Origin of the sequence: Bacteroides sp. An51A (genome assembly GCF_002161565.1) — a bacterium.
In the GTDB taxonomy this organism is placed as follows: Bacteria; Bacteroidota; Bacteroidia; order Bacteroidales; family Bacteroidaceae; genus Phocaeicola; species Phocaeicola intestinalis.
Map to the genome: position 1 here is coordinate 301789 of NZ_NFIC01000005.1, position 12946 is coordinate 314734.

Annotated in this window: 9 protein-coding genes; 7 read left to right on the forward strand and 2 right to left on the reverse strand. The window is 46.7% G+C overall.

Translation table 11 applies throughout. The annotated features are described in order from the left end of the window. Positions 1-14 precede the first annotated feature (14 nt). Positions 15-3437 (forward strand): SusC/RagA family TonB-linked outer membrane protein, encoded by a 3423-nt coding sequence (locus tag B5G04_RS11755; protein ID WP_087397291.1) that lies wholly within the window; start codon positions 15-17, stop codon positions 3435-3437. 12 nt (positions 3438-3449) lie between these two features. Beyond that, complete coding sequence (locus B5G04_RS11760; protein ID WP_087397293.1) at positions 3450-4859, forward strand: RagB/SusD family nutrient uptake outer membrane protein; 1410 nt, start codon at positions 3450-3452, stop codon at positions 4857-4859. Positions 4860-5267: 408 nt separating this feature from the next. Here the strand turns inward: B5G04_RS11760 and B5G04_RS11770 are convergent, their stop codons facing one another. After that, positions 5268-5654, reverse strand: a complete 387-nt coding sequence (locus tag B5G04_RS11770) for a hypothetical protein (RefSeq protein ID WP_143269956.1) — start codon at positions 5652-5654, stop codon at positions 5268-5270. 200 nt (positions 5655-5854) lie between these two features. Between B5G04_RS11770 and ileS the strand changes: the two genes are divergently transcribed. The 5 genes from ileS (at position 5855) to B5G04_RS11795 (ending at position 11738) form a co-directional block, all read left to right on the forward strand. Continuing rightward, entirely contained in the window at positions 5855-9340 is a 3486-nt protein-coding gene (ileS, locus tag B5G04_RS11775) for an isoleucine--tRNA ligase (protein ID WP_087397297.1), read from the forward strand. Between the two features lie 25 nt (positions 9341-9365). Further along, positions 9366-9746 (forward strand): TraR/DksA C4-type zinc finger protein, encoded by a 381-nt coding sequence (locus B5G04_RS11780; RefSeq protein ID WP_013619469.1) that lies wholly within the window; start codon positions 9366-9368, stop codon positions 9744-9746. Between the two features lie 125 nt (positions 9747-9871). Further along, positions 9872-10525 (forward strand): lipoprotein signal peptidase, encoded by a 654-nt coding sequence (locus tag B5G04_RS11785; RefSeq protein WP_022038962.1) that lies wholly within the window; start codon positions 9872-9874, stop codon positions 10523-10525. Next, complete coding sequence (locus tag B5G04_RS11790; RefSeq protein ID WP_022038961.1) at positions 10522-11406, forward strand: DUF4296 domain-containing protein; 885 nt, start codon at positions 10522-10524, stop codon at positions 11404-11406. The genes B5G04_RS11785 and B5G04_RS11790 overlap by 4 nt, the downstream gene beginning before the upstream one ends. Next, entirely contained in the window at positions 11403-11738 is a 336-nt protein-coding gene (locus tag B5G04_RS11795; RefSeq protein WP_087397300.1) for a hypothetical protein, read from the forward strand. The genes B5G04_RS11790 and B5G04_RS11795 overlap by 4 nt, the downstream gene beginning before the upstream one ends. A 14-nt stretch (positions 11739-11752) precedes the next feature. On the opposite strand, the gene dinB is transcribed toward B5G04_RS11795, so the two are convergent. Next, positions 11753-12853: a DNA polymerase IV gene (gene dinB / locus B5G04_RS11800; protein WP_087397302.1), complete on the reverse strand. Its 1101-nt coding sequence runs from the start codon at positions 12851-12853 to the stop codon at positions 11753-11755. Between the last annotated feature and the right edge of the window lie 93 nt (positions 12854-12946).

Below are 12946 nucleotides of genomic sequence, written 5' to 3' on the forward strand. Positions count from 1 at the left end.
AAAACTCAAATGAAATGAAACATTTAGCTTATTTCTTAATCGGGATGTGGAGCATCGTGTCCCCGTCCGGAATATGGGCACAGACGAAAACGGAAAAATCGCTCGTCAAAGAGATAAAAGACATTGAGGAGAAAACCATTGTCGGAACTATCCTCGATGAAAATAGCGAACCGCTTCCCGGAGCTACCGTCCGCGTAAAAGGCACCCAGATAGGAACCGTTACTGATATAGAAGGGAATTTCTCGATACAGACAAATTCCCAGGCATCCACTCTGATTATCTCTTACATCGGCATGAAGATACAAACGCTCCATCTGCCGAAAGAGACCAAATACGTCCGTATCCAGATGGAACCCGATGTTACATTAATGGACGAAGTGATTGTCACCGGATACCAGAATATCAAGCGCGAGAACGCTACTGGTTCGTATCAGCTCATCGGCGGAAAAGAAATGGACACCCGTTATACGGGAGACATTGCCTCGAATCTGGAAGGACGGGTTCCGGGACTGGTTGCCGTAACTCCTGACCCTTATGCCACGGGAGAGGACGCACTGAGCATACGCGGTATAGGAACTTTTGAAGCACGTACTAGTCCTTTGATAGTCGTGGACGGATTGCCTATCGAAGGTGGACTCAATACCGTAAATCCGTATGACATCGACAACATTACGGTATTGAAAGACGCCGCAGCGTCAGCCATCTATGGTGCACGTGCTTCGAACGGTGTCATCGTCATCACTACCAAGCGTGCCAAGGAAGACCGCATGTCCATCGACTTCAATGCCGACCTTGTCATCAGTGAACGTCAGAACTATGACAACTACAATTGGGCTTCGGCGGCCGATATTATCCAGCTGGAAAAATACAATTTCAATGCCATGCTGAATGAAGACCCGAACTTGATTCAACAACAAATCGACTATGCCAACAACGGCATGATTTCCAACCAGTCGCAAGTAATGCGTCTGCTGTTGCAGAATTATCAAGGACTGCTGAGTGATGCCGACCTCAACGCTACCCTCGACAAATGGAGCCGGAACGATTACCGTAAGGAATGGCAGGACATGCACGACCGTACCAAAATAAACCACCAATATAACCTTGGCATCCGTGTCAAAGGCAAGAACCTGAGTTCGAGCATTGTGGTAAACTACATGGGAGGCAACATGGGAGCCAAGCGCGAAAACGAAAGTTCACTCACCTTTTCTTATAACGGCGACCTGAAAGTGACCCCTTGGTGGAATCTTTCCTTTGGAGTCAACGTGCTCAACAACCGCTCAAAGACACATGCCAGTACCAGCTACAATGCCATGAATTCGTTCATGGCATACGAAAGCATGTACAATGATGACGGTTCATTGAAACGGATGGAGGCGGACATCTATCCCGGCGAAGAAGTTCTCGGCAATTCGCTCTATGGGCTAAAAGACCCGACCTATAACTTTGCGGAAGAAATGAACTATAACTTTACGAAATACCGCTATACGAATGTGCGTACTAATGTGAAGACTCTTTTTCACCTTCCTGTGGAAGGCTGGACCGCACAGGCACAATTCCAATATGAAGATATTACCTCGCGTACGCAGACCCGTTACGACAACGCCTCACACTTCATGCGCAGCCTGTACGACCTTTATACCACCGCTTCACAAGTAAGCGAATGGGTGGCCGATCCAAACTTTGACTGGGACTCTGCCCTGATGGACCCCAATACAGACTGGAGCGACCCGTACCTGGGCATGATGCAGGTGATAAACACACAGGTGAATCATGCTGTCCCCGATGGCGACTTGCTCTCTACCGGTAACGTGTCAAGCCAGTTTTATACATTCCGTGCCCAGACACAATACACCCGGGAATTCGGTCTCCATGCAGTAGATGCCCTGGCTGGTTTCGAATATCGTCAGACCCATACGACGACCGACAATGACTTGCGTTACGGATACAATGACCAGACACAGACCAACCTGAACCTACTCACTGATTGGGCTTTCATCAATAATCCAACAACAGGCGTGTTGGGAACCAATTATCCGGTGTTCGGTGCTCCCAGCAGCTTTGATACGAGCGATATACTGCACCGCTATTACTCGTATTACTTCACCGCCAACTACGTATACGACCAACGCTATAGCCTTTTCGGTTCATATCGTGTAGACCGTACCGACTTATTTGGTGCCGATCCGAAATTCCGCGGACGTCCGTTATGGTCAGCAGGTGTCAGCTGGAACTTGAACAACGAGTCGTTCATGAAACCCATTACCTGGATAAACGCCCTCAAGCTCCGTGCCAGCTTCGGTCTGACAGGAAATATCGACTCATCGGTATCATCCTATCTCACCGCCAGCATCGGGACAAACCGCTATAACGGAGAAAACCAAGGCTCGCTTCAGACACCGCCAAACGACCAGTTGCGCTGGGAAAAGACCAAGACTTGGAATGTGGGAATAGATTTCGGCTTATTGGACCATAGATTAAACGGTTCTGTAGATTTATATGCCAAGAGCGGAAGCGACCTGCTGACCAATACCGACCTTGATCCTACTACCGGCTGGACATCGTTGACCATCAACAGCGGAGAAATGACCAACAAGGGTGTCGAACTGCAATTGAACGGCAACATCTTACGTGCCCGCAAGCGCAGCCAGTTGGGCATCGACTTAGGCTTCAATTTCGCATACAATAAAAACAAAGTGACTAAAGTATCCCATTATCCCGAATCAGGCTACGAATACCTCACAATGTCACTTCACGAAGGTTATCCACTCAATTCGCTCTTCTCTATCGACTATGCCGGCATGGTAGAACAAGACGGCACTTATTTCTTAGGTTGGCGCGATAAAAATGGTGAAGTCCATACGGAATCCGTTGCAAGTGGGACATTTACCGAAGAAGATGCCGTGTTCTCTGGTACCTACACCCCTACGATAAGTGGTGCCATCACCCCCGAAATTACATGGCAAGGATTTACCTTGTCGGCTATGTTCAACTTCTATGGAGGACACTATATGCGTACTCGAAATGATGCATGGAGTTCTTCTGCCGGAAGCGGTTCGGGCTATAAGAATACATTCGGACAAGGGGAGCTTTCGAAAGACCTGTTGCAATATTGGGAAGGAAACACCGATGTACCTGCTAACGGATACATGTCCATACATTATACCAATACCCAATATGGCATTTACCGAAACACCAATGTGGAACATGCCGGATACGTGAAATTGCGCAACATTGTGCTGGGATACAATTTCGACAAGCGCATCTGCCGTGCTATCGGACTGAACGACCTCCGCATCCGTTTCCAGATGAACAACGTATGTACGTGGGCACGCAACAGCCTGGGACTTGACCCAGAGGCAGTAAATCCCGTTAACGGAAGTAATTACAACACCGTTCCACGCAGCTATACCATGAGCGTTTACTTTAACCTTTAATAACGATAAGCGATGAAACAAAAAGCATTTACTATACTGGCTATGGTCGTCTTTCTCTGTATGGCAGCCTGCGAAAGCAAACTTGACATTGTACCGAAAGGAATGACCACCCTTAATACCGTAGATGATTTGGAGACCTTGCTCAATCAAGACCCGCAAATCACTATCTCGAACAACGAATACGAAATATTGTGCAATAACATGTACGACTATTGGGAAGGGCTACCCGAATACCTTGCCAATCCCAACAGTCTGATTTATGCCCTCGTCACATACGATGAAAACGTAGACCGTGCCAGTCTCACTACTTCCAGCTATGTGTATGAATACCTGTATCGTAGTATAAACTACATGAACGTTATCATCTCCAAGGCACCCGAAGCTACTGGAGACGATGCTAAGCGCCGGCAAATCATCGCCGAAGCACACATCCTCCGCGCATGGTACCACTTTATTCTGGTCAATACTTTCGCTAAGCAATACGATGAGGCAACGGCATCCGAGCTGGGAGGCATTCCCTACGTGGACAACACGGACGTAAGCGAAGAAAAAACAAAACGTACTATTGCGGAAGTATACGAACGGATATTGGAAGATTGCAGCGACGAGGTTCTGGCGGACCTTATCCAAAGCCATGTAGATATCCCTTGCCGTTTCGGACTTGATTTCGGCTATGGGGTGCGTGCCCGTGTGCTTTTCCAAATGAAGCGTTACGATGAAGCACTCCGTTACGCCAATCTGGCATTGGGTGTAAACAATCGTCTGGAAGACCGGTCGTCTATCAAAGAGACCGGAACATGGACACTTAACGAAACAGCCTCCAACAACTATTTTCTGTTGTGGAGCAACAACTCCAATTTGGGTGATTTCTATGGACTTACCATTTCGCCTGATGTGGCGGCCCTCATCGATCCCAATGATTACATCATGAAATATTATAACTATATGGGAATGCCTTGGGGCGAACCTTACCAAGTACTACCCGATGGTTCCCTGCAATGTCAGATAAGCGATATCCGCTGGAACGTGTGGGGCATCCGTACAGAAACAATGTATTATCTTGCTGCCGAATGTATGATTCGGCAGGGCAATATCCAGGGCGGATTGGCACAGGTAGACCGCGTACGTGCCATGCGTATAGATAACTATACACCTTTTGCCAATCAAGCATCCGGACTGACCGAAAAACAAGCTATGAAACTCTTGCAGGACGCCAAACGTGTAGAGTTCATCAATACGATTGAGAATTTCTGTGACCGTAAGCGTTGGAACTCAGAACCGGAATATGCCGAAACTATCACACGTGATTTGGGACCTGAATATGGCGGAACATATTCTATTTCACCCGATTCACCTCTATGGGTATTCCCTTTTCCGCAAAATGCCGTACTCTATAATCCTTCGCTCACACAAAACTACTAATGAAGAATAAAACTGAAGAATCACCCCACGCGGAAATTCCACGTGGGGTGATTCATAAATGAAAATCAACTATCCTTTTGACACACAAATTATGTTTTGGATTTAAGCCAAAAATCAAATGGAATTTACAATAAAAGTATATTGATATCAAAAGCAAATATTAGTTTTATTGTCCGCAATCAAAAAGAATTTCAAAGAAATCTTTTTTCGTAAGACCTAAATTCCTTAATGTGTTCTTGACGATGAATTCAGGAACAGGGCTGATGTGGGTTTGTAAGATGATCGGTCGGGTTAAATCTTTTCGCACCCACTTTTCATGCCCTCCCTCTGTTGAGATTTTCTTGCATCCGGATTTCTTAAGAAATTCGCGGAACTCGTTTAACGGGATATTGCTTAATTTTTGTGTATTCATGCAAAAGAAGGGATGGACAGATTTTCCATATATTTTGAATATTCTTTATTCTCTATCAGATTTTTGAAGTCCGGATTCTTTTTCATCATTGAAACTGTATCAGGAGATTTGAATTTGTGTTGTTTTATGCTTTCTACTTTCCATCCGTGCTTTTGTAAATCTTCCGTTAATGTGTGTTCGTGGATGCAATAATCTAAGTATTGGCGCACTACTTCCCCGAAAGATTGTTTGGCTTCCTGCTCGTTTTCGCCATAACCGGAAATGTCGAGTGCAGGGCAATAAGCAATATAGATTCCCTCTTCAGTGAAAATATATACACCTAAAACCAAATTAATACATGATTCTCCCGTATTGTAGGCTGCTTTGAATGAATGAGTGGGCATAAACATCTGTTTTAAATTTACTGCAAAGATAGTGATTTGCATTGAAAACGCCATTGCCTTCCGAAACAAATTAACGCTTGTTTATGTGAATATTAGCTGAAAAGTTTTTTGCTTATTCTTTTTTCTTATAAATTTGCAGCCTAAATTCGGGGAGAGTATTCCCGATAGGAAAAGACGAAAAAGCTAAATGCATTCTATATATGAGTAAGAAATTTACCGAATATTCACAACTGAACCTTTCTGACATCAATAAGGAAGTGCTGAAGAAATGGGACGAGAACGACGTGTTCTCCCGCAGTATGACAGAACGTGAAGGGCATCCTTCTTTTGTATTCTATGAAGGGCCTCCTTCGGCAAACGGTATGCCGGGCATCCACCACGTGATGGCGCGTACCATTAAGGATACTTTCTGCCGTTACAAGACGATGAAAGGCTTTCAGGTGAAGCGCAAAGCAGGCTGGGATACGCACGGGCTTCCGGTGGAACTGGGTGTAGAGAAAGCGTTGGGCATTACGAAGGAAGACATAGGCAAGACCATATCAGTGGCTGAATACAATCAGCATTGCCGTACGGACGTGATGAAGTTCACCAAGGAATGGACCGACCTGACCCACAAGATGGGCTATTGGGTAGACTTGGATAATCCGTATATTACGTATGACAACCGCTACATCGAAACCTTGTGGTGGCTTTTGCAACAACTTTATAAGAAAGGCTTGCTCTACAAAGGATATACCATCCAGCCTTATTCTCCCGCGGCAGGCACGGGACTTAGCTCGCACGAACTGAACCAGCCGGGATGTTACCGGGACGTAAAAGACCTTACTGTAGTAGGCCAGTTCAAGATAAAGAGCCCGAAACCAGAAATGGCGGAGTGGGGAACTCCTTATTTCCTGGCATGGACCACTACACCGTGGACATTGCCTTCGAATACCGCGCTCTGCGTTGGTCCGAAGATAGACTATGTAGCCGTGCAGACTTACAATCCTTATACCGGCGAGAAGATAACGGTGGTCCTGGCAAAGGCTTTGCTTTACACACACTTCAACAAGAAGGCGGAAGGCATGGCGCTGGAAGACTACAAGCCGGGCGACAAGCTGGTGCCGTTTAAGGTAGTGGGCGAATACAAGGGTCCCGACTTGGTAGACATGGAATACGAGCAGCTCTTCCCGTGGGTGAAGCCGGTAGAGCTGGACGAAGACGGAAACTGGCGTGACGCTTCTGCAAAAGCTTTCCGTGTCATTGCGGGTGACTATGTGACCGTAGAAGACGGTACGGGTATCGTACATATTGCTCCTACGTTTGGTGCCGATGATGCTTTCGTGGCAAAAGCCGCAGGCATCCCTTCGCTCTTTATGATTAACAAGAAAGGCGAGACACGCCCCATGGTGGACCTGACCGGTAAGTTCTACCTGCTGGACGAGCTGGACGAGAAGTTCGTAGCCGAATGTGTAGACGTGGATACCTATAAAGAGTATCAGGGCAGATGGGTGAAGAACGCTTACGACCCACAGTTCACCGTTGATGGCAAGTATGATGAGAAGGCGGCGCAAGCGGCTGAATCGCTCGATGTATATATCTGCATGAAGATGAAGCAGGCGAACCAGGCGTTCAAAATGGAAAAGCACGTGCACAACTATCCGCACTGCTGGCGTACCGACAAGCCGGTGCTTTACTATCCGCTCGATAGCTGGTTTATCCGCTCTACGGCTTGCAAGGAACGGATGATTGAGCTGAACAAGACCATCAACTGGAAACCGGAATCGACCGGTTCGGGACGTTTCGGCAAGTGGCTGGAGAATCTGAACGACTGGAACCTGAGCCGTTCGCGCTATTGGGGGACTCCGCTTCCTATCTGGCGCGACGAAGACGGTGCCGAAATCTGCATCGGTTCGGTAGAAGAATTGTATAATGAAATCGAGAAAGCGGTTGAGGCTGGTTTCATGGCGGAGAATCCGTACAAGAAACTGGGCTTCGTGCCGGGCAAATATACGAAAGAGAATTACGACAAGATAGACTTGCACCGTCCGTATGTGGACGATATCATCTTGGTTTCGCCTGCGGGCAAACCGATGAAGCGCGAGGCGGACCTGATAGACGTATGGTTTGATTCGGGTTCGATGCCTTACGCTCAACTCCACTATCCGTTCGAGAACAAAGAACTGGTAGATAGCCGTTCGTATTATCCGGCGGATTTCATCGCCGAAGGTGTAGACCAGACCCGCGGATGGTTCTTTACGCTCCATGCGATAGCTACGATGGTATTCGATAGCGTGGCTTACAAGAATGTCATTTCCAACGGATTGGTGTTGGATAAGAACGGAAACAAGATGTCGAAGCGTTTGGGCAATGCGGTAGACCCGTTCAGTACCATCGAGAAGTTCGGTTCCGACCCCTTGCGCTGGTACATGATTACGAACTCGGCTCCGTGGGATAACCTGAAGTTTGATACGGACGGAGTGGACGAAGTGCGCCGCAAGTTCTTCGGCACCTTATATAATACCTATTCGTTCTTTGCTCTTTATGCCAATGTAGACGGCTTTACCTATGCCGAGAAAGAAGTGCCGGTATCAGAACGTCCGGAAATCGACCGCTGGATTCTGTCTTTGCTCAATTCGTTGATAAAAGATGTAGATGCTTGCTTCAATGATTACGAGCCTACAAAGGCAGGACGCTTGATAACGGATTTCGTAAACGATAACCTGAGTAACTGGTATGTGCGCCTGAACCGGAAACGTTTCTGGGGAAGCGCGATGTCGCAAGACAAATTGTCGGCTTACCAGACCTTATACACTTGTCTGGAAACGGTGGCGAAACTGATGGCTCCGATTGCTCCGTTCTATGCCGACCGCCTGTATATGGACCTGATAAAGGTGACGGAGCGTGACCATGTGGTATCGGTACACTTGGCAAACTTCCCCGTAGCGGATGAAAGCCTGATAGACAAGGAACTGGAAGCGCGTATGCAGATGGCGCAGGATGTGACTTCGATGGTACTGGCTTTGCGCCGCAAGGTGAATATCAAGGTGCGCCAACCGCTTCAATGCATCATGGTTCCCGTAGTGGATGAGGAACAGAAACGTCACATCGAGGCAGTGAAGGATTTGATTTTAAGTGAGGTGAATGTGAAAGAGCTTCAGTTTGTAGAAGAAGCCGGCGTGCTGGTGAAGAAGGTGAAATGTGACTTCAAGAAGCTGGGACCGAAGTTCGGTAAGCAGATGAAAGCCGTAGCGGCAGCTGTGGCAGAATTGTCGCAGGAAGCCATTGCCGAACTGGAACGGAACGGGAAATATGCGCTTCAGCTTGCGGATGGAGAAGCGGTAATAGAAGCATCGGATGTGGAAATCTACAGCGAAGATATCCCCGGTTGGCTGGTTGCTAACGAAGGCAAGCTGACGGTAGCACTTGAGGTGACCATCACTGAATCCTTGCGCCGGGAAGGTATAGCACGTGAACTGGTGAACCGCATTCAGAATATCCGTAAGAACAGTGGTTTTGAGATAACCGACAAGATTCATTTGGTATTGTCAAAAAATCCGAATACAGATGATGCGGTAAAAGAATATAATACGTATATTTGCAACCAAGTGTTGGCAAACTCATTGGAACTGTCTGATGAGGTGCCGGGTGGTGTTGAACTGAACTTTGATGATTTCACGTTGTATGTGAAAGTGTCGAAACTCTAATTATTAACTTTAAAATTATTATTTTATGGCTGAAAAGACAAGATATTCTGACGCAGAACTCGAAGAATTCCGCGCTATTATCATGGAGAAACTTCAGCTCGCCGAGCGCGACTATGAAAAATTGAAAAGCAGTATCATGAATACGGACGGCAACGATACGGACGATACTTCCCCTACTTATAAAGTATTGGAGGAAGGTGCCAACACGTTGTCGAAAGAAGAGACAACCCGCCTGGCAGCCCGTCAGCTGAAGTTCATCCAGAACTTGCGTGCCGCATTGGTACGTATTGAGAACAAGACGTACGGCATTTGCCGCGAGACGGGGAAACTGATTCCGAAAGAAAGGTTGCGTGCCGTGCCTCATGCCACGCTGAGCATTGAGGCAAAGCAGCACGGAGTAAAATAAATGATTGAGTCGGCAAGGTATCGGTTGACAAGGTGACAGGGCTTTAAGATAGAAAGATAAAATGTCTGAAAGAACCTTGTCAACTTGTCAACTCGTTGGCTTGTCACCTATAATAAAGTGGATAGATGAAGAAGATTCTGACGCAAGGGCGTCTGGCGGCTTTGATAGTTTTCGTGGTATTGGTAATAGACCAGGTAATCAAGATTTGTGTGAAGACAGGAATGTACTTACACGAAAGCATTCATATTACAGATTGGTTTTATCTTGTTTTTGTGGAAAATAAAGGAATGGCTTTTGGAATGGAAATCCTTCCGAAGCTACTTCTTACGATGTTCCGTATTGTGGCAGTCATATTCATTACGTGGTATTTGTATAAGGCTACGCATCGGGCAGAAAAGTTGAAAACAGGGTATATCGTTTGTTTGGCTTGTATGCTGGCTGGAGCCATAGGCAACATCATTGATTGTGTGTGCTATGGTGAAATTTTCAGCGAGAGTACTTCTTATACACTGGCCCATTGGGTGCCGGTAGGTGAAGGATATGGCTCTTGGCTGCATGGCAAGGTGGTGGATATGTTCTATTTCCCTATTATTGATACTTATTGGCCCGACTGGATGCCTTTCTGTGGCGGTGACCGCTTTATTTTCTTCAGTCCCATTTTTAATTTTGCAGACGCTTCAATCAGTTGTGGAGTGATTGCAGCATTTTTGTTTTATAGTCGGACATTGGGACAAGAGTTTCAGAAAATGGAGAATACCAAGGAAGAAAAACAATCATGAGAACAACGACTGGATTGTATGTAGTATTGGCTTTAGGCTTGCTGGCAAGTTGCGGGAAGAAGATTCCCGATGACATTATCCAGCCGGATGCCATGGAGAGCCTGCTGTATGATTATCATCTGGCTTCTACCATGAGCACCTCGTTACCGTATGCCGAATCGTACAAGAAAGACGCTTATTTGGATTATGTTTTCCAAAAGCATCAGGTGACCGAGGCCGAGTTTGACTCGTCGATGGTATGGTATACCCGTCATGCAGAGGAACTGGCAACAATTTACCGCAGCTTGCAGGAACGGTTGGAGAAAGAGGAAAAGCAGATGAAGGAAGTAGTGGCAAAGCGGGACAATCAGATTGATGTCTCGATGTCGGGCGATACGGTAGATGTATGGCAAGACCGTCCGTTGTATTGGCTCTCTGCTTCTCCGTTGACCAACAAGGTGGTTTTTGATTTGAAGACGGATACGACATTCAAGCCTTATGATGCTATGGAGCTGAAGGCTGATTTCCACTTTATCCCTTCTTCGGCGAAACAATCGGGCAAGGCTGTTATGGCACTTAATTTTTATTTCGATAACGACAGTGTGCAAGGCTTGACCCGCATGGTTACACATTCGGGGATGCAGCGTTTGTATCTGCGTCCCGATTCGGCTTTTGCCATTCAAAGCATCAGTGGTTTTGTTTATTTTATGGATGAAGAGTCTACGGGAACATCGTTATTGGTAAATGATATCCATTTGACCCGTTATCACGTAAAAGAGAAAGAAGCCGTTTCTGTGCCGGATACTGTTGCAGTCAGAGATACATCAAGGCTGGAGCGGAAAGAAAGAGTGGTAGGCCGTAGTCAAATACAACCTGTCAGGAAAATAGAGAACAGAAAATGAGACGTGTGGCTACGCACCGTGTTTACCAAGTGAATACAGGGGATTGGCTGTCTTTTCCGGTGCTTGAATTGGATGAAGCTGGGAATGTTGTCCGGATATATCCGTTGGCAGAGGAAATCAGTCATACAGAATGGTTGCCTGGCATGATTTTCGTGTCTCCTTTTTTTATAGAAAGAAAAGGTAGCGAGCCGTTTTCTGTTTTTTTTCATCGGCTGAATCAGGAAGTGGCATGCTTGCCTGTCAGTTCTTTGTTTTGCCGTGCCTATTGGCTTACTTCTTTCAATCTTTCTGCATTAGAATTTACTTCGGAAAGCCGTATCATTGCATTATAGTTGTCTGTTAATACTTATTCGTCAAAGTTTAGCCGGAGTTGAATCCATTCTTTTTTCTCGCTGTTGCGAGAGGTAAACGAATTTTCTTTGGGATTGGATACGGAAAGTCCCAGCAGGCGCACAGGGTGAGTTTCGTAATCTACTCCATTCAGTAATTGCTTGGCGAGAGGGAGGATTTCTTTCAGGGTGCGGAGCGGTTTGTCTGTACTCAAGCTACGGGTGATTTGGGTGAAATCATGGAATTTCACCTTAAGGGTCAGGGTAGAGCCTTGGAAGTTTTTCCGTTCTAAGCGTTCGCACAGTTCGCAGGCCACGTGGTATAATTCGATGATGACCGCAGAACGTACAGATATGTCTTTTTCCAGGGTATGCTCGCACCCGATGGATTTACGGATACGGGTTGGTTCTACAGACCGGTTGTCAATACCGCGGGCGAAATCGTAGTATATCTGTCCAGCTTTACCGAATTGGCGCACAAGCATTTCCAGCGAACATTCGCGCAATGTCCGTCCGTTATAGATACCTAGAATATGCATTTTTTGTGCCGTGACGGGGCCTACACCCCAAAAAGCCTCAATAGGTAAGTGATCGATAAAGTCTTGTGCCTGTGCCGGATGGATGGTGCATAAGCCGTCAGGCTTGCGGAGGTCGGAAGCTACTTTGGCGAGGAATTTGTTGTAGGATATACCTGCCGAAGCTATGAGGTGCAGTTCATCGCGGATGCTTCGTTTGATTTCACGGGCTATATCTACCGCCAGTTCCATGCCTTTCTTATTCTCGGTCACATCGAGAAAGGCTTCGTCCAGCGAGATGGGTTCGATGAGGTCGGTGTAGCGGTGGAAGATTTCGTGTATCTGTGCTGATACTTCTTTGTACACGTCCATTCTGCCTTCGATGAAATGAAGATGAGGGCAGAGTTTACGCGCTTTGACCGACGACATAGCAGAACGTACACCGTACTTGCGGGCTTCGTAGCTGGCAGCAGCCACTACGCCGCGTTTGTCGGCGTGGCCTACGGCAACGGGTTTTCCTTTCAACTCGGGATGGTCGCGTTGCTCGATAGATGCATAGAAGGCATCCATGTCAATATGGATGATTTTTCGTTCGGTTGTCATAAAGTAAGGCTTTCTTCGTGCAAATTTAATGAAAGTTTTGTACTTTTGTGCGACTTGTGGTTTTTGGAACACAAGGACGCGGAGGCGCAAAGC

What these genes read in the sequence shown, in the direction of transcription:
- B5G04_RS11755 (WP_087397291.1), top strand. Translation starts at nt 15, where the DNA reads ATGAAACATTTAGCTTATTTCTTAATCGGGATGTGGAGCATCGTGTCC.
- B5G04_RS11760 (WP_087397293.1), top strand. Translation starts at nt 3,450, where the DNA reads ATGAAACAAAAAGCATTTACTATACTGGCTATGGTCGTCTTTCTCTGT.
- B5G04_RS11770 (WP_143269956.1), bottom strand. Translation starts at nt 5,654, where the DNA reads ATGCCCACTCATTCATTCAAAGCAGCCTACAATACGGGAGAATCATGT.
- ileS (WP_087397297.1), top strand. Translation starts at nt 5,855, where the DNA reads ATGAGTAAGAAATTTACCGAATATTCACAACTGAACCTTTCTGACATC.
- B5G04_RS11780 (WP_013619469.1), top strand. Translation starts at nt 9,366, where the DNA reads ATGGCTGAAAAGACAAGATATTCTGACGCAGAACTCGAAGAATTCCGC.
- B5G04_RS11785 (WP_022038962.1), top strand. Translation starts at nt 9,872, where the DNA reads ATGAAGAAGATTCTGACGCAAGGGCGTCTGGCGGCTTTGATAGTTTTC.
- B5G04_RS11790 (WP_022038961.1), top strand. Translation starts at nt 10,522, where the DNA reads ATGAGAACAACGACTGGATTGTATGTAGTATTGGCTTTAGGCTTGCTG.
- B5G04_RS11795 (WP_087397300.1), top strand. Translation starts at nt 11,403, where the DNA reads ATGAGACGTGTGGCTACGCACCGTGTTTACCAAGTGAATACAGGGGAT.
- dinB (WP_087397302.1), bottom strand. Translation starts at nt 12,853, where the DNA reads ATGACAACCGAACGAAAAATCATCCATATTGACATGGATGCCTTCTAT.